The sequence below is a fragment of the Acidobacteriota bacterium genome (genome assembly GCA_009691245.1).
In the GTDB taxonomy this organism is placed as follows: Bacteria; Acidobacteriota; Terriglobia; order 2-12-FULL-54-10; family 2-12-FULL-54-10; genus SHUM01.
Window position 1 is genome coordinate 1 of the sequence record SHUM01000005.1, and the last position, 17,440, is coordinate 17,440.

The window sequence follows — 17,440 nt, forward strand, 5'->3', positions numbered from 1 at the left end:
GACCGTGAGGGAGCGGGGGTTGGGTTTGGCGGGCCCGGCGGTGAAAATCAAACCCAACCCCCACTCCCTCACGGTCGCGGCTCCGTAAAACACGCGGCTCTGTTGGAAACCTCGAGTACAGGAAACCCTTAATGTCCACGCGCCCGACCTGGGCTGATATCTCCATTCCGCAATTGCTGGAGAATTTCCGGATCATCCGCGACCATGTGGGACGCGAGCGCGCCGTGATGGCTATTGTGAAGGCCGACGCGTATGGGCACGGGCTGCCTGAAATTTCGCTCGCCTTGGGCCGCGCCGGCGTGGACTGGTTCGGCGTTACCTCAGCCGACGAAGGCGCGCAATTGCGCCACCTGGGGCTTACTCAGCCAATCCTGCTGCTGACCGGTTTCTGGACCGGTGAGCAGAGCGCCATCACCGACTACGACCTTATTCCGGCCATCTACACCGAAGATCAGCTCGAAACCATCGAGGCCTGGGGCGCGCGGACTCAGAAGAAAATCAGTTTCCATTTGAAGGTCAACACCGGCTTGGGCATGCTGGGTCTGCACTGGCAGGAGGTGGAGCCATTCCTCGACCGCTACCGGCGCATGTTGCATGTGGAATTGGATGGATTGTTCGAGCAATTCGCCGCCGCCGAGGACTTCACGACGCGCATGACCGAGGAGCAGATGCAGCGGTTTGCCTCCGTGGAGAAGGCGCTGGCGCGCGCGGGCATCACTCCGCGCTTCTGCCATCAGGCCAACAGTTCGGCCATCGTCAGCCGGCCCGAGTCGTGGGGCAATCTGGTCCGGCCGGGGCTGCTGCTTTACGGCTATCACGCGCCCGTGAAGCTGCCGCCAGCCGCGCCGGAGCAAGTCGTGCCGGAAAACATTTGCCAGTCGCTGCCGGTGAAAGAAATTATGACCTTCCAAACCAAGGTCATCGCGGTGAAGGAGCGTCCGGCGGGAACTCCGTTGGGTTACGAGGGAAGCTATGTTACGCCGCGCTTCTCGCGTATCGCCACGCTGCCAGCGGGCTATGCGGACGGCATGAACCGGCGCTTGTCGGGTCGGGGCAAGGTTTTGATCGGCGGCCAGTTTGCTCCCATCGTGGGCAACATCAGCATGGATTTGACGCTGGTGGACGTAACCGAAATTCCCCATCTGAATGTCGGCGATGACGCCATTCTCATTGGGCGGCAGGGCGACAAAATGCTGACCGCTATCGACCATGCTCGCGATGCCGGAACGATTCCTTACGAGATTCTCTGCGGCATCGGTCACCGTGTGCCGCGGCGGTATCAATCTTCCTAAGTTCGGCTGCATAGTCTTGGCTTCCTAAGCCGGGTCGCCCGCTTCACCCGAGCACGTGCTGAACTATGGGTTTGCAGGCGGGGTTTCCACGCAGGGTTTTCGCGCAAGAAAAATCCAGCGGTTACGGGTGCGCGAGGCGAAGGTTTGTATGTTACACTCTGCCCGGGGATACTTCCCGTGCTGGGCTGACGGATGGAGTTGATGTGCAATTATAAGACTAAGAACGAAGTTTCCGATGAGCGCAGGTGAGACTGAAAGACTAATGCACGCGTCCTGCTGACTGATCTAGCCCATCCTACGTGGCGGCAACGGCGAATTCCCCGGTAGTTAAAGTGAAAGGGGGATACGTCTGTGCTCGACTGGTTGATCATCCGCACCATATTCATCTCAATTCTTGCCGTTTCGTCTTATTATCTACAACCATTTAATCTGTCTCAGTCGATGGCGGGACTGACTGGCTCCCTCCTGGGCGCATCGGTCCTGGTCTTTGAGATGCGGCTAAACCAGGTCAGCCTGAAACGGCTGATCGGCGCGGCGGCCGGGTCGATCATGGGCATCATCGGGGCCTACATGATGGACCTGGTGCTAAATCTTTCCACCATCCCACGCAACACGCTTTCTTTCCTGCAGATCGCCACACTGCTGCTCATGACCTACATCGGCCTGGTGGTGGGCGCGGCCAAGGGCGATATGCTGAACCTGTCCGCGCTGGGCGGCCTGTTTGGCTCGGAGAAGCAGGACAAAAAGTCCTACAAGATTCTCGACACCAGCGTCATCATCGACGGACGCATCGCGGATATCTGCGAGTCCGGGTTCATGGATGGCGTGCTGGTCATTCCCAAATTTGTCTTGCGCGAGTTGCAGCAGGTAGCCGATTCCTCCGACAGCATGAAACGCAATCGCGGCCGGCGCGGCTTGGATATTTTGCAAAAAATGCAGAAGATGGCCCACCTGAACTTACAGCTCGTGGACGATGATTTCCCCACCGTGCGTGAAGTGGACCTGAAGCTGATCGAGTTGGCCAAGGTTTATGAGGGCAAGATTGTCACCAACGATTTCAACCTGAATAAGGTCGCGCAGTTGCAAGGCGTGGCCGTGCTGAATATCAACGAGCTGGCTAACACGCTGAAGCCCATCGTATTGCCCGGCGAGATCATGCATGTCTTCATCCTGAAGGAAGGCAAGATGTACAACCAGGGTGTGGCCTATCTCGACGATGGAACCATGGTGGTGGTGGACAACGCGCGCAAGATGATCTCCAAGACCATCGATATTTCCGTAACTAGCGTGATGCAGACCACCGCAGGCAAAATGATCTTCGGCAAATTCGACGATCTCCCTCCTCAACATCGGGACGCCCCGCCCGCCAAGCCGGAGCGAATGGACCGCCCGGAACAGGCCGTTAATCAGTAGAAATTACAGAGCCGCGATCGTCAGGGAGCGGGGGTTGCTCTCCCCCATGTCTCCTCAATGTCTCCTCAATGAAACCAACCACCGCTCCCTGACGGTCGCGGCTCTGTTCTAATTTGTGTTGGTCATTTGCCGCGCGAGTTCCCGTATGCGGCGCAAGTCCAGCTTCCCGCTGCCCAGATAGGGAATGGCTTCCACGCGGTAGTACGCTCGCTTATCCGGCTTCCAGAGATTGGGCAGGGCGGGCGCGTCGGCAAGCCGCGCGACGCACTGAGTGATCTGCTCATCATTCAGCGTGTGCAACACCACCAGTCGTTCGCCTTTTTTCTCATCCGGAAGGCTGGCTACGGCGAAGACCTGCTCGGTGATCCCAGCGAGAGCCTGCAGAGTTTCTTCGATCTTTATGTGGGGCACCATTTCGCCGCCAATCTTGCTGAAGCGGCTCAATCGGTCGGTGATCTCGATGAAGCCTTCTTCATCGACGAAGGCCATGTCGCCGGTGGAGTACCAGCCGTCGCGCAACACCTCCGCTGTCTTCTCGGGCATTCCCAGATAACCAGTCATTACGTTCGGACCGCGCACCAGCAGCAGTCCCGGCTGGCCCATGGAGACCGGCGCTCCTGTTTCTGGATCGACAATGCGCACGGCCATGCCCGGCACCGGCTGGCCGATCTTGCCGCGCCGCGCGCCCACCTGCCGCATCCCCGGTGCGCGGATGTCGCCCGTGTTGGCCGCCACCAACGGAGCGCACTCGGTGCAGCCGTAGCCTTCCAGCGGGCGCAGGCCGAAGCGCTCTTCAAAGGCTTCCACCACGCGCTGCGGCAGCTTCTCCGCGCCGGTGATGACGACGCGCAGGCTGCCGAACTCCTCCGGCTCGCAACGCCGGATATAGTTCTGCAGAAAGGTTGGAGTACTCATTAGAATCGTGACGGCGTACTTGCGCACCAATTCGCCGATGGCCTTGGCTTCGGTGGGATTGGGATGGAAGACGACTCCGATGCGGACTGCCGGGGGCAGCCACAGGCAGGCCAGGAAGCCGAAGGAGTGGAAGAATGGCAGCACGCCCAGGATGCGGTCGGCAGGAAGGAAGTGAATGATCTGACTGGCCTGCTCGAGGTTGGCCGCCAGGTTGAATTGCGTCAACACCACGCCCTTGGGCACGCCCGTGCTGCCGCTCGAGAAGATCACCGTCGCAATGTCATCAAGAGCAGCCGGTCGCCTGCTGCCGAGGGCGCGCTCGATTATCCGCGCGGGCGTGAACGCCAGCAGCAGGGCAAAAAGTTTTTCCGTGATTCGCGGATTCTGCGCCAGGTCTTCCAGAAATATCGTTTTGCCGGGAACCTGCATGGGAACTTTTTCGAGGAACAGGCGCGAGGTAATTACCGTTTTCAGATTGCACTGCCGCGCGCAGTCGGCCACGATCTCGTTCGAGGCGGTGTAGTTCAGATTCACCGGCACCTTCCCCGCAATCAAGGCGGCATAGTTCACCAGCGCGCCGCCCACCGAGGGTGGCAGCAGAATTCCCACCTTTTCCTGACCAACCCAGACTTTCTTCAATCGTCGTCCGAGGAAGATGGTTTTCAGCAGCGTGGCGAACCAGGAAAGTTTTGGTACTCGCGCATCGGCCATGGCGAAGCGGAACGGATGCCGCCGCGCTGTCGAGAGAAAACATCGGTGCAGCGGCTGGAGCCATTCGCGGTGATGCTGGAAGGCATCGGGATGCAGCTCCTGCACGCGGACGCGCACTTCGGCGGGAGTCGCGGTGGCTGCCATGGGCTGGCCGTAACTGACAATCACCGGGTAGGGAATGCGGCGGGGCGGCTTCCACACGAACCGCCCGCGCTCGTAACTGAAGATGCTGCCCCAGAGATTATCGAGATGCACCGGGATGATCGGCGCATCGAGTGTTCCCTCCGGCCCACGCATAATGCGTTCGAAGCCGCGGCGAAAGGGCAGCAGATTTCCGGTGCGCGTAATCTGGCCCTCGGCGAAGATGCAGGCCACGCCGCCTCCGGCTACCACATCGTGCGCCTCGCGCAGGGAGTGCAGCAGGTCGCGCGCCGAGGAATGCGAGGACACGGGAATCACTTCGAGCAGCTTGACGAAGGGCTTCAGCCAGGGCTTGTCGTACCACTCGCGGTCCATCAGGAATCGAATCGTCCGGTCGCTGGAGGCCTGCACCAGAATGGCATCAATCATCGAGAGATGATTGGAGACCAGCAACGCGCCGCCATTTTCCGGAATGTTGTCGCGCCCCAGCACGCGAATGCGGTAGATGGTTACGGTCAGCAGCCACAGCAGAAATCGTAGTAGCGCGGCTGGCAGCAGGATGAGCGCGTAGACGGCTCCGGCCAGTGTAAGGACGCCACCGAATAGAAATACGGTGGACGGAGCGAACCCCGCCACGGACGATAGCAGGTAGTCCACACCCGCGGCGAGAAACGCCCCGGCCCAGGAAAGCCAGTTGGCGGCGGCGATGACGCCTCCCCGCTGGGATGCTTCAGGCCGGTACTGGATCAGCGCGCCGATGGGCACGATGAAGAACCCTCCGGCGAATCCCAGTCCCACCAGCGCGGCGGCAACTTGAAAAAACGTAAGGTCGGATTGCGATAATGTCGCTGACATCACCACCAAGCCGACGGCGCCGAGCGGGACCAGTCCGAGCTCGATCTTGTTGCCGGAGAGATATCCAGCCGCCAATGCTCCCACGCCAATGCCCACGGCCACTGCGGCCTGTAGATAGCCGTTCTGCGTGTCCCCCAGCTCCAGAACATCCTTGCCATAGCGCAGGATGTTGGCCTGCAGCAGCGTGGCCAGAAACAGGAAGTATCCGTTGCCCAGAACAGCGAGCGCCAGCGTGCGGTCGCTACGAATCGTCCGGAGCTGGACCATAAGCTCCGAAACCTGATTCAGACGAAACTGCCGCGATGGGTTTTCGACCGGCGTGCGGCGAATGCCGAACATGACCAGGAAGCCAAGAAACGCTGTTCCCACAAGGATGGCCGCGCCCCAGTGCGTGCGGCCCTGATACGCTTCGGAGAGCGCGCCACCGGCAACCGTTCCCACGATGCCGGAGATGTAGGTGGCGAACTGAAGAAGGCCGTTGCCCCAGGACATTTTCTTTTCAGGCAGCAGCTCGGGCAGCAGGCCCCACTTGGATGGCCCGAACAGGGCGGACTGCGCGCTGATGAGAAACACCACCGTCAGCAGCAGCGGCACGCTGCCCAGCGCCAGCGCCAGTACGCCCAGCGACATGGAGAACAGCTCAACGGCTTTTAGCGCGATCGAGACATCGCGCTTGCTGTAGCGGTCGGCGAGATAGCCGCCCATCATGGAAAACAGGATGAACGGAAGCGCGAACAGCGCGAGGGTCAGGGAGACCAGTGAGTTGCGATCCGCCTGCGAGAGTCCCAGCCCCAGCACGAAAAAAGTTACCAGCGTGCGGAATGAGAGATCGTTGAATGCTTCCTGAAACGAAGCCGCGAACAGACTCCAGAATCCGCGCCTCTGGTAAACGATGGGATCACCGGTCGGCACGTTGGAGGTGGAAGTTGTCATGTAATTCAGCTTTTGCGGTTGCCTGACTACCTTAAGAACCAGAGTATATCAGCGCTCCAGAAGAGCAACAAACTCAAGCCGATCCAGCCGTTGGTGGTGAAGAACGCGGCGTCCAACTTTGAAAGATCGTCCGGCTTCACCAGGCTGTGCTCATAGACGAGCAGCGCGCCAACCACGCCGAGTCCCAGAAAACTGAGCCAGCGCAGTTGTGAAATCCAGGCCAGCCAGATCAGCAACGCCAGCATCACAATGTGAAACAAGATGGCGACATGAAGCGAGCGCGCAATCCCCCAGCGTTGCGGAATACTGTGCAGCCCCGTGCGCCGATCGAAGTCGATATCCTGGCAGGCGTAGAGTACGTCGAAGCCGGCCGTCCACAGCGTTACCGCTCCGGTCAGCAGAAGGATCTCGCCGTTCAGCGTGCCGCGCACGGCGATCCAGGCGGCGGCGGGCGCGATGCCCAGGCAGAACCCGAGTACGAGATGCGAAAGGAAGGTGATGCGCTTGGTGTAGGAGTATGCGAATAATATGACCAGCGCCAAAGGCGAAAGTAACAATGCCAATGGATTCAGTTGCGCCGCGGCGAAGACCAGGACCGCGGAAGAAATCACAGCGAATCCTGCGACGTACGCTACGCTCAATTGTCCGGCGGGCAGAGCGCGGCCGGCGGTGCGTGGATTGGCGGCGTCAATGCGGCGGTCCACGAGGCGGTTGAAACTCATCGCCGCCGAGCGCGCGCCGATCATGGCGACGATAATCCATAAAAGTTGATGGCCCGTAGGCCAGCCGCGCGCGGCAAGCAGTCCGCCAATCAACGCAAAGGGCAGCGCGAAGACGGAGTGCTCCACCTTGATCATCTCCAGCGTGACGCGAAGATTGCGCCAACCGGACAGGGGCCGGACCGAAGCGGAGTCTGGTGGTCTGGATTGCATAGTCATCGTATAGTCTGGGCCATCCCGCCGGGCGCGGCCCGTGTACAATTAACGCTGGCGCTTGGCAACGCTGGCGCTTGGCCTACGCGGCGGAACTTTATTATACGGTATCGGGGCAATTCAGATGACGGAACGGCAGATTCTCAAACTGCTCGAGGATGTGCGCAGCGGCAAGCTCACACCTCTGCGCGCCGCCGCCAAACTAAAGCATCTGCCGTTCGAGGACCTGGACTTCGCCAAAATCGATCATCATCGCATGTTGCGACAAGGCATGACCGAGACCGTCTACGGAGCGGGGAAGACGCCGGAACAGATCGAGCGGATTGTGCGGCAAATGATGAAGCGTTCGCCGAACGTGCTGGTAACGCGTGCCAGCGCGGCGGCGGCCGCACGCTTGAAACGGTTGACGAAGCACGCCGTTTTTCACGCGCTCTCCGGCTGCATCGCCATTCATCGCGATCACGAGGTGCACGGCAAGGGAAAGATTCTGGTGGCCTCGGCGGGATCGTCGGATATTCCTGTGGCGGAAGAGGCGATCATCACGGCGGAACTGCTGGGCAATGAAGTCGCCCATATTTACGACGTGGGCGTGGCGGGGATTCACCGGCTGCTGCATCACCACGCACAGCTCGTGGAGGCCCGCGTGATCATCTGCGCTGCCGGGATGGAGGGCGCGCTGCCCAGCGTGGTCGCCGGACTGGTGGCCGTCCCGGTAATCGCCGTGCCCACCAGCATTGGTTACGGCGCCAGCTTCGGCGGCGTTGCCGCGCTGCTCGGTATGCTGAATAGCTGCTCGAGCAACGTGGCCGTAGTCAACATTGACAACGGCTTCGGCGCTGGCTGTCTGGCCGCGCTCATCAATCGTTTATAACAGGCGTGTATAGCGGGCGATTGTAAACTGACGATTGGAAACCGGCGGTTGTAAACTGGTGTCATCAGTGGGAGGTATGCATGGCGTCGAGTGCAAAAGCTGCTTGTGAACAATATGTTGTAGACCGCATGGGCAAAAAGAAGGGAGTGATTCTGTCGCTGGCGAAATATGAGCAGTTGCTGGAGGATATCCACGACTTGGCTGTTGTCGCCGAACGCCGCGATGAAAGGCCCATCAACCTGAAAGAGATGAGACGCCGACTCAAGCAAAATGGACCTGTATAGCGTTGTCCTCAAGCCTACGGTTGAAAAAGATCTGCGTCGGCTGCCCGGCCCGATCACCCTCCGCGTTATGGAACGCATCCAAGGCTTGGCGAGCGAGCCGTTCCCGCCTGGCAGCATAAAACTTTCCGGCACAGAGAAACTTTGTCGACTACGAGTAGGTGATTACCGGATCATCTATGAAGTAGATAGAGCCGCCCGCGTCGTTACAGTGGACTAAGTCCGGCATCGGCGGGATGCTTATCGAAAGTTGCCGCATTGAATGTAGCGAGCACACACCGGCAGAACTGTATTTAGTTATTGATGAGCCGCCGGGGCGGGCGTTTCCGTGTAGCTGGTGGCCATGGAACGGAACGCAGGCAGATACTGTTCCCACTTTTCCGGTGAGACGAATCCTTCGATCACCATGTCATTCTTTGCCGTGCGTATGACCATAAGGTAGATGCGTACCGGGACTTGCTGCGATGCTTCCTTGGCTTCCGCGGTGATTTCGTAAGCGTTGAATTCGCCAACCTTAGTGGCCCTTTCCATCAAGTTCGTGACTTCAGTGAACTGCGAGTTGGCGGTGAGTTCCGCCTTGGCGAAGGTCTCAATCGGCGCTACCACGGTGGCATCGGAGGGAAAAACCAATACGATCGGTTCGTCGGGCGTGAGCGCCTCTTCGGCTTCCTTGCGCACCAGCAGCACGCCGCCGGGGCGTCGTCCGCGAATCTCGAAGGCATCGTCAAAATTCAGTTTAAAGCTCAGTCCGGAGAACGGATCAATCGTCCTGGTGGGGTCCCATTTGATGCCCAACATGCTGGCGCGCAGCGAGGATGCCAGCTCGGCTTCGGCCTTCTCCGGCACCGTTGCCGCGATCATCACCGTGGATGAACCTTGACCAAACAGCAGCAGCCAGTTATGAAACACCGTCCCCTCGTCGGTGCGCGCGATGACCATGAGCGTGCCCTCCACGCCGTTCACCTGCACCTGCTCGGACTTCACCATGCGCATGGAACGGTCAGTTCCGACTCCCTGCGTGAAACTATCCATCACTTCAGTGAATGGCCCGGGCACTTCCGTAATCACGATGGAGGCTCCGCGGTCGGCTCGGGTAACGCCGGGGAAGCCGGGCACGAGCGAGAAACCTTCCGGCACCACCATGCTGACGCGGGTGAGCGGAATGTCGGCATATACGCCGCCTGAGGCGGCAGCTGGCGCAGCCTCCTGCGCCACGGCCAGGCTTTGCATCGCCATCCACAACGCGATGGCCATCCCCCCGATCAGTTGCTTGCTCATTCTAATTCTCCTCTCCCGCACCAGTCGCGCTGGCTATTGGGTTCTTAAACTTTTTTCTCTCGCTAGGGCTCATTTGCAAACACGCGTTTGAAGATGGCATCGACGTTGCGCAACTGTCGCTGTACGGAAAAAGCCTTGTCGATCTCGGCTGAGCTAAGAGTGCGCGCGATGTCCTCATCGGCACCGACCAGCGCGCGAAAATCCTCGCCGTTCTGCCAGGCGCGCATGGCGGTGCGCTGCACCCACAGATAAGCCTGCTCACGCAAGGCACCCTTGGTGGTCAGATCGAGCAGCAATTGGCCGGAGAAGACCAGTCCACGGGTCATCTCCAGGTTCTTTATCATGCGCTCGGGATAGACCAATAACTGATCCAGTACGCGCGTGGTGCGATCCAGCAGGTAGTCGGTGAGGATGGTGCTGTCGGGCAGGATGACGCGCTCGACGGACGAGTGGGAGATGTCGCGCTCGTGCCACAGCGCCACATTCTCGAGCGCTGCCTGCGCGTTGCCGCGGACCACGCGCGCCAGTCCGCAGATCTGCTCGCAGGTTACCGGATTGCGCTTATGCGGCATCGCCGAAGAACCCTTTTGCCCGCTGCCGAAAAACTCTTCCGCCTCGCGCACTTCGGTGCGTTGCAGGCCGCGAATCTCCAGCGCGATCTTGTCGAGCGTAGCGGTAATCAAGGCCAGCGTGGAAACGTAATGCGCGTGGCGGTCGCGCTGAATCACCTGACTCGATATCGCCGCGGGCGCGAGTCCCAGCCGCGCGCAAATCTTATCTTCCACCTCGGGGCCAACGTGCGCGAATGTACCCACCGCGCCGGAAATTTTCCCCACGGCCATCTGTGCGGAGGCGTCTTCCATGCGCGCGATATTGCGCTGCGTCTCGGAATACCAGTTGGCGAATTTTAATCCAAAGGTGATGGGCTCGGCGTGTACGCCGTGCGTGCGGCCAATCATGACCGTGTGCTGAAACTCCAGCGCGCGGCGCTTGAGCACGTCGCTCAGTTTGCGCAAGCCCTCCATGATGATCGCCGAGGCCTCGCGCAGCAGCAGGTTCTGCGCCGTATCCACCACGTCGTTCGAGGTCAGGCCATAGTGCAGGTAGCGCGACTCCGGGCCAAGATTTTCCGACACGGCGGTGGTGAAGGCGATGACGTCATGCTTCACCTCGGCCTCAATCTCGTTGATGCGGCGCACGTCGAAGCGCGCCTTCTCGCGGATGGCGCGGGCGGCCTCGGCGGGAATCTCGCCCTGCTCGGCAAGCACCTCGGCGGCGGCGGTCTCCACCTCCAGCCACTTGCGAAACTTGTTTTCCTCGCTCCAGACAGCGCCCATTGCCGGGCGCGTATAACGGGCTATCAAAGCATCACCTCTAAAAAGAATTGCTCTTCTTCAAAACTCAAATAATTCGCTGGCTTCGTCCTGCTGGCTGATTACCACGCGGGTCTGCGGGCGGCTGCGCGATTCCAGCGCGGCGGTGGCTTCCACTTGCGCGATCTGCGGATGATTATTCTGCTCGCTCAAATGCGCCAGGATGATCGTCTGCGCCTGACCGTCAAACTCGTCGCGCAGAAATTCCCCGAGCGCCGTATTCGACAGATGCCCCGTCCGTCCCATCACCCGTTGCTTCAGATGCCACGGATACGGCCCGCTGCGCAGCATCTCCAGATCATGATTCGACTCCAGGATCATGGCCGCGCAGCCGCGCAGGTAGTGCTTCACATTCTCCGGCAAATATCCCAAATCCGTCGCCAGCGCCACGCGAACCCCCGCCGCCGTGAAGCGATACGCCACCGGATCGACCGCGTCGTGCGGGATGGTGAACGGCTCAATGGTCAGATCGGCGATCTGAAATTCCTGGCCCGGCGCGATGGTCTCCACCACGGGCAATGCAATCTGGGGCGACAGCGCCGCGCGCGTCGCAGCCGTTATATATACCGGAATGCGGTACTTCTTGGCGAGCCGGCCCAGACCCCCGACATGGTCCGAGTGCTCGTGCGTAATCAAAATCGCCGACAGCGATTCCAGCCGCTCGCCGATGCCCGCCAACCGTCGCTCGGTCTCCCGGCCACTGAAGCCGGCGTCCACCAGAATCTTGGCTTGCTCCGTGGCCAGGAACGTGCAGTTTCCGCCGCTGCCGCTGCCCAGCACCGCAAAACGAATACTGATGGCGTCCTCCCGCTGCGCCGCGCGCAGATTTCTAATTGCTCGCTTGAATTGGGCCGTGCGCCCTTAGTTTATCACTAGTCCCAAACAGGTGTCCGCTTGCCCAGTGGAAAAAACCGTTAGAATGGTAATTTGCCGCCCGACGATTGGCTTCCTTCAGTTCCTTATATTGCGGAGAGAGAATGCGCGCTGATAGCTGCTGGTCGCCACGGGTAGAATGATTCGTTCATGAAAACTACGAAGGTCGCATCCAACTCGACTTCGCTTAACGTGCACCTCTACGGCGTGATACTTGCCGGCGGTCGAGGCACGCGCTTCTGGCCGCGCAGCCGCGCCGCGCATCCCAAACAGTTGATGAATTTTATCGGCGGAACGAGCCTGTTGCAGCAGACTGTTGCGCGATTGGCTCCGCTGATTCCCGCCGAGCGCATCTGGGTCTTCACCAACGAACTGCTGCTCAAGCAGGTCCGCAAGCAGTTGCCCGGCGTGCCGCCCGAGCAGATCATCGCCGAACCGGTCCAGCGCAACACAGGGCCGTGCGCGGGTCTGGCCGCCGAACTGATCCTGCGGCGTGATCCCGATGCGGTGCTCGGCATGTTTCCCTCCGATCAGACGATTGCAGACGAGCACGCATTTCTGAAAGTAGTCCGGCTGGCCGTGGCGCAGGCGGCGCGCCATAAGATTGTCGTGCTGGGGATTGCTCCGCGCTGGCCCGAGACGGGCTACGGCTACATGGAGTTTTCCAGGCGCCCGGCTCGCCGCAATTCGCAGGCGCTGCCCGTGTTGCGTTTCCGCGAGAAGCCCAAGTTGAGCGTGGCCCAGCGCTATCTGAAGGCCGGACGCTTTTTCTGGAACAGTGGAATGTTTTTTTGGCGAGCATCGTTGCTTCGTGAACAATTGCAACAGCACCTTCCCGCCACCGCATCCGTGCTGAATCAGATCGCTGAACGCATGGCGGCATCCTCCGTGGGCCGCGGCCAGCGCGTGTTGAGGGAGCTGTATCCGGACTGCGAGAATATCTCGGTGGACTTCGCGGTGCTTGAAAAAGCGCGCGGCATTGTGGGCATCCCGTGCGAGGTGGGCTGGAGCGATGTAGGCAGTTGGAACGCGGTCTACGACCTGCTCCAGAAAGATTCACGGGCCAATGTTTTGCGCAGCGAATCCTTGCTGATCGATTCCAGCGGCCTGCTGGTGGATGTGCCCGGAAAATTATTCGCGGCCATCGGGATTGCTGATCTGATCGTGGTTGAAACCGGTGGCGCCCTGTTGGTGGCTCGGCGCGATCGCGCGCAGGACGTTTCACGATTAGTGAAGCAGCTTGAATTGGCGCGGAGGAACGAGTTGCTGTGACCTCTCCAACCTGTCCCATTAAATTCGGCACCGACGGCTGGCGCGCGCTGATCGCCGAGGATTACACGTTCGATAACGTCCGCTGGGCCGCGCGCGGCGTGGCCCAATATCTGATCGACACGGGAGATGCGGATAAGGGCGTGGCCATTGGTTATGACTGCCGCTTCATGAGCGAGCGCTTTGCGCGCGCCGCCGCCGAAACCATCGCCGCCGCGGGCATTCCCGCGCATCTCGGATCGAGTTACGCTCCCACTCCGGCGGTGGCCTGCGCCATCCGCCAGCATCAGCTCGCCGGAGGCATCGTCATCACCGCCAGCCACAATCCCTGGGCCTGGAACGGATTCAAGTTCAAGGCCAGCTACGGCGGTTCAGCGGGCCCGGAGATCATCAAAAAAGTTGAAGCCGTTTTGCCCCAGGTGGCCGCCGCGGATTCTTTGCGCCGCCCGCCCGCCGCTCTCGAAGAGGTCGATCTCGTTGCGCCGTACGTGGCGCATCTCGAAAAGGTAATTCATCTGGATGCCATCGCCCGGCGCGGTTTTCAGTTTGTCGTCGATCCGCTGTACGGAGCGGCGCGTGGCCATTTCCAGCAGCTATTCACGCGCTACAAAATTCGCAGCACGGAGATACATGGCGAGGCGGACCCACTCTTCGGCGGCCTGAATCCCGAGCCGATTGAGCCGCACATCGCCGCATTGCAAAAAGCGGTGGTGGAGCGGCGCGCCGATGCTGGCTTCACCACCGACGGCGACGCCGACCGCATCGGCGCGGTGGATCGCGACGGACGGTTCATCGACTCACACCGGATTTTTTCCATCCTGCTGCAATATCTGGTGGAGGTGCGCGGACTGAAGGGCGCGGTGATCAAGACGTTTTCCACCACCAAGCTGGTGGATCAACTGGCGAAGAAACACGCGTTGGAGCTCATCGAGACGCCCATCGGCTTCAAACATATCTGCGACCACATGCTGGCGCGCGAGGTGATCATCGGCGGTGAAGAGAGCGGCGGCATCGGCGTTCCCTCGCTCGGCGGGCCGGAGCGCGACGGCATGATGAACGGCTTGCTGCTGGCCGAGGCCATGGCTCATTATGGGAAGTCGCTTGGCGAATTGGTGGATGAGTTGCACCGCGAGTTCGGCCCGCATTACTACGGACGCGTCGATCTCCATCTGAAAGCAGGCCAGAAGGAACGCGCCATCGAGCAGGCCTCGGCGGATGGTTTAACGACGTTCGCTGGCATCGGCGTGGAGAAGCGCGAGATGCTGGATGGCGTGAAGCTGTATTTCGATGCCGGGCGCGGCTGGCTGTTGGTTCGCCCGTCAGGCACCGAGCCGTTGCTGCGCGTTTACTGCGAGGCCCGTTCCGAAAATCTGGTGCATGACGCGCTGGCCGCCACCGAGAAGCTGATTCGCGCTCTGTGAGCGCGGTTTTAGGTTCACCGTATTCGCACGGGTCAGCAAGCGGACCCGTGCGAAGTCACGAGTTAGCAATCGACGACTGAGGTCTTATGGATCGTTTTCGAATTCAAGGCGGAACGCCGCTGCGAGGAACGGTGCGCACCAGTGGCGCAAAGAATGCCGCTCTGCCGTGTCTCGCCGCGAGCCTGCTGACCGATGAGCCGGTCATACTCCGCAACCTTCCTTCTGTCCGTGATATCCGCACCACCTGCGGCTTGCTGAAATCGCTGGGCGTGGAGATCGCGGAAGACGAGCAAAGCTGGGCCTGGCCGCCGACCTCGGCGCGGCAACTCAAGATTCACGCCGCGCAGTTGCCCTCTGTCGAAGTTCCCTGGGAACAGGTACGCACCATGCGCGCCTCCACGCTGATTCTTGGCCCACTCGTTGCCCGCTGCGGCGAGGCCCGCGTGTCGCTGCCGGGCGGCTGCGCCATCGGCGCGCGGCCGATTGATCTGCACATCAAGGGCCTCGAAAAACTGGGGGCCGAGATTACCACCGAGCACGGCATGGTCATCGCGCGCGCGCAGCGCCTGCGCGGCGGACGCATCTACTTTGACCGCATCACGGTTACCGGCACGGAAGATTTGCTGATGGCGGCCACGCTCGCCGAGGGCGAGACGATTCTCGACAACGCCGCGCGCGAGCCCGAGGTGGAAGACCTGGCCAATCTGCTCATCAAGATGGGCGCGAAGATCGAAGGCGCGGGCACCTCCACGATTCGCGTCGTGGGCGTTGAGCGGCTGCGCGGCGCGGAGCATACCATCATCCCGGATCGCATCGAGGCTGGAACGTTTCTGGCCGCTTCAGGCATCACCGGCGGCGACATTGTGGTGGAAGATTGCTGTCCCGACCACCTCACGGCGGCCATCGAGAAGTTTCGCGCGGCGGGCATGACCATTACCTCGCCCACGCCAACCAGCCTGCGCGCGACCGGGCCGGCCCCAGGAGGAATGTTGCGCGCCGCCGATATGACCACCGCCGAGCATCCCGGCTTTCCCACCGACATGCAGGCGCAGTACATGGCGCTGGCCACGCAGGCCGAAGGAATTTCAGTAATTACCGAAAATATTTTCGAGAATCGCTTCATGCACGCGCCGGAACTGGCGCGCATGGGCGCCGACATTCGCGTGGAGGGCAATCGCGCCGTGGTGCGCGGCAAGACCCCACTAAGCGGCGCGGGCATCACCGCCAGCGACCTGCGCGCCAGCGCGTCGCTGGTGCTGGCGGGCCTGGCCGCCGAAGGCGAGACCATCCTCGAGCGCGTCTACCACATCGACCGCGGCTACGAGCGCATCGAAGAAAAACTGAATAGTCTCGGCGCCCGCATCATCCGCGAACCCTCCGAGTAATTCTTGCTAAGCAACGGAATGTCGGGCGACTTCCCATCCGGGGAAGAGCAGGACGGCGGGGTGGCACTGCAATGCGCGGGCCAGGACTTTGGCGCGCTCCACACCCAGGCGCACGCGATCATTTTCGATTGCAGAAAGCGCTGCCTGGGATAAGCCGGTCAACTGGGCCAGTTCGTTTTGGCTGTAACCCTGCAACTCGCGCAGGATTCGAACGGATTCTCCTGCGGAAACCTGAATGCGCTTTTTGGCGGGCAGAAACGATTTCATGCTAATCCCTCCGGTAATCATGCGGCGTAATATGCAGCACGCGGTATAGAAGTTCTTCCGGCAAGACCTGATAGATCACCCGAAACTGCAATCCTAAACATGAAGACCGATACCCCTTCCATTGGCCTTGCAGGGCCTCGTCGTGGAAACCCTTAATCAGACGGAGTCCTATGGGCCCAGATATTTCTGCGATGTCCTTCCACTTTTCATAACGCTTCAGGATTTCTTTCGGCATCACGTCGAGCTGTTTATCCACGCGCCGGTGCTCGACGATTTGCCACATATCTTATTATATATATGTCGTATTTAAGATGTCAAGACGGCTATGGCTTACTTATAAACCTAAGTAAATTAGCGGTGGTGGCGGCGCCGATTTCTTCCGGCGTGACATTCTGCGCGGCGGCCAGGGTAGCGGCGACGAGTGATATGAATGACGGTTCGTTGCGCTTGCCGCGATGGGGGACGGGGGCGAGGAACGGCGCGTCGGTTTCGGTCAGGAGCACGTTGCGCGGGAGTTGCGCGGCGACTTCGCGGAGGTTGGCGGCCTTGGGGAAAGTGATGTTGCCGGCGAATGAGATGTAGAAGCCCATGTCCATGCCGCGCCGCGCATCCGCCAGCGTGCCGCTGAAGCAGTGCAGAATGCCGCCGAGGCCGGTGCGTTTCCAGTGTTGCTCCATCAGCATGAGGCAGTCGGACCAGGCGTCGCGGCAGTGGATGACGATGGGCAGGCGCGCGGCGGCGGCCAGCTCCATCTGCTGAATGAAAACCTTGTACTGGATGTCGCGCGGTGAGTGGTCGTGGAAGTAGTCGAGGCCGATCTCGCCGATGGCGACGATCCTGGGATGCGCGGCGAGCGCGGACATCTCAGCAAAGTGCTCGTCGCGCGCGTCCTTGGCGTCGTGGGGATGAATGCCTGTGGTGGCCCAAACGTTTTCGCGGCCTTCGGCGATGGTGAGGCCCGAGCGCAGATGCGCGGGACCGTTCGCTCCGCCCATGGCGATGATGTATTCCACTCCGGCGGCGCGGGCGCGCGCGAAGACTTCTTCGCGGTCGGCGTCGAAGTCGGGGAATTCGAGATGGCAGTGTGAGTCGACGAACATAGAAGTCAGGAGACAGGAGTTAGAAGTCAGAATGAAAACCGAAAGCAGATTCCTCGCTGCGCTCGGAATGACAACGTTACAAAAGCAGGTCCTTCGCTCCGCTCAGGATGATGACGCGACGGCGCCGTTA

General features: G+C 60.6%; 15 protein-coding genes and 1 pseudogene. 8 read left to right on the top strand and 8 right to left on the bottom strand.

The features are described 5' to 3' along the window. Positions 1-131: 131 nt before the first annotated feature. Both alr and EXQ56_02180 read left to right on the top strand, forming a co-directional pair. Positions 132-1,292 carry an alanine racemase gene (gene alr, locus EXQ56_02175; GenBank protein ID MSO19261.1) on the top strand — a complete coding sequence of 387 codons (1,161 nt, stop codon included), beginning with the start codon at positions 132-134 and terminating at the stop codon, positions 1,290-1,292. A 351-nt stretch (positions 1,293-1,643) separates the two neighbouring features. Then, positions 1,644-2,627: pseudogene (locus tag EXQ56_02180) on the top strand (PIN domain nuclease). A gap of 186 nt (positions 2,628-2,813) precedes the next feature. Here EXQ56_02180 and EXQ56_02185 read toward each other — a convergent pair. Beyond that, positions 2,814-6,260: an MFS transporter gene (locus tag EXQ56_02185; GenBank protein ID MSO19262.1), complete on the bottom strand. Its 3,447-nt coding sequence runs from the start codon at positions 6,258-6,260 to the stop codon at positions 2,814-2,816. Between the two features lie 26 nt (positions 6,261-6,286). Next, entirely contained in the window at positions 6,287-7,192 is a 906-nt protein-coding gene (locus EXQ56_02190) for a 4-hydroxybenzoate octaprenyltransferase (GenBank protein MSO19263.1), read from the bottom strand. 124 nt (positions 7,193-7,316) lie between these two features. On the opposite strand from EXQ56_02190, the gene larB reads away from it, so the two are divergent. The 3 genes from larB (at position 7,317) to EXQ56_02205 (ending at position 8,564) form a co-directional block, all read left to right on the top strand. Continuing rightward, a complete protein-coding gene (gene larB / locus EXQ56_02195) occupies positions 7,317-8,063 on the top strand; it encodes a nickel pincer cofactor biosynthesis protein LarB (GenBank protein MSO19264.1) in 747 nt (248 codons plus the stop codon). Between the two features lie 80 nt (positions 8,064-8,143). After that, the gene (locus tag EXQ56_02200) at positions 8,144-8,347 is read left to right on the top strand and encodes a type II toxin-antitoxin system Phd/YefM family antitoxin (protein ID MSO19265.1); all 204 of its coding nucleotides are present in this window, start codon (positions 8,144-8,146) and stop codon (positions 8,345-8,347) included. Continuing rightward, complete coding sequence (locus tag EXQ56_02205) at positions 8,334-8,564, top strand: type II toxin-antitoxin system RelE/ParE family toxin (GenBank protein ID MSO19266.1); 231 nt, start codon at positions 8,334-8,336, stop codon at positions 8,562-8,564. Before EXQ56_02200 ends, EXQ56_02205 begins: the two co-directional genes overlap by 14 nt. Positions 8,565-8,641: 77 nt before the next feature. Here the strand turns inward: EXQ56_02205 and EXQ56_02210 are convergent, their stop codons facing one another. The 3 genes from EXQ56_02210 to EXQ56_02220 form a co-directional block, all read right to left on the bottom strand. Further along, positions 8,642-9,622, bottom strand: coding sequence for a hypothetical protein (locus EXQ56_02210; protein ID MSO19267.1), 981 nt, complete (start codon positions 9,620-9,622; stop codon positions 8,642-8,644). Between the two features lie 62 nt (positions 9,623-9,684). After that, positions 9,685-10,986: an adenylosuccinate lyase gene (locus tag EXQ56_02215; protein MSO19268.1), complete on the bottom strand. Its 1,302-nt coding sequence runs from the start codon at positions 10,984-10,986 to the stop codon at positions 9,685-9,687. A gap of 30 nt (positions 10,987-11,016) precedes the next feature. Next, positions 11,017-11,787: an MBL fold metallo-hydrolase gene (locus EXQ56_02220; protein ID MSO19269.1), complete on the bottom strand. Its 771-nt coding sequence runs from the start codon at positions 11,785-11,787 to the stop codon at positions 11,017-11,019. 231 nt (positions 11,788-12,018) lie between these two features. Here EXQ56_02220 and EXQ56_02225 point away from each other — a divergent pair, with 231 nt between their 5' ends. The 3 genes from EXQ56_02225 (at position 12,019) to murA (ending at position 15,943) form a co-directional block, all read left to right on the top strand. Then, positions 12,019-13,140 carry a mannose-1-phosphate guanylyltransferase gene (locus EXQ56_02225; GenBank protein ID MSO19270.1) on the top strand — a complete coding sequence of 374 codons (1,122 nt, stop codon included), beginning with the start codon at positions 12,019-12,021 and terminating at the stop codon, positions 13,138-13,140. After that, entirely contained in the window at positions 13,137-14,558 is a 1,422-nt protein-coding gene (locus EXQ56_02230) for a phosphoglucomutase/phosphomannomutase family protein (GenBank protein MSO19271.1), read from the top strand. The genes EXQ56_02225 and EXQ56_02230 overlap by 4 nt, the downstream gene beginning before the upstream one ends. 86 nt (positions 14,559-14,644) lie before the next feature. Beyond that, on the top strand, positions 14,645-15,943 hold the full coding sequence (gene murA / locus EXQ56_02235) for a UDP-N-acetylglucosamine 1-carboxyvinyltransferase (protein ID MSO19272.1): 1,299 nt from the start codon (positions 14,645-14,647) through the stop codon (positions 15,941-15,943). 6 nt (positions 15,944-15,949) lie between these two features. On the opposite strand, the gene EXQ56_02240 is transcribed toward murA, so the two are convergent. Genes EXQ56_02240 through EXQ56_02250 form a run of 3 tightly spaced genes read right to left on the bottom strand, consistent with a single transcriptional unit; the run spans position 15,950 to position 17,310 of the window. Further along, on the bottom strand, positions 15,950-16,210 hold the full coding sequence (locus EXQ56_02240) for an XRE family transcriptional regulator (GenBank protein MSO19273.1): 261 nt from the start codon (positions 16,208-16,210) through the stop codon (positions 15,950-15,952). Between the two features lies 1 nt (position 16,211). Continuing rightward, the gene (locus tag EXQ56_02245) at positions 16,212-16,493 is read right to left on the bottom strand and encodes a type II toxin-antitoxin system mRNA interferase toxin, RelE/StbE family (GenBank protein MSO19274.1); all 282 of its coding nucleotides are present in this window, start codon (positions 16,491-16,493) and stop codon (positions 16,212-16,214) included. Between the two features lie 40 nt (positions 16,494-16,533). Further along, positions 16,534-17,310, bottom strand: coding sequence for a TatD family deoxyribonuclease (locus tag EXQ56_02250; GenBank protein ID MSO19275.1), 777 nt, complete (start codon positions 17,308-17,310; stop codon positions 16,534-16,536). Positions 17,311-17,440 lie beyond the last annotated feature (130 nt).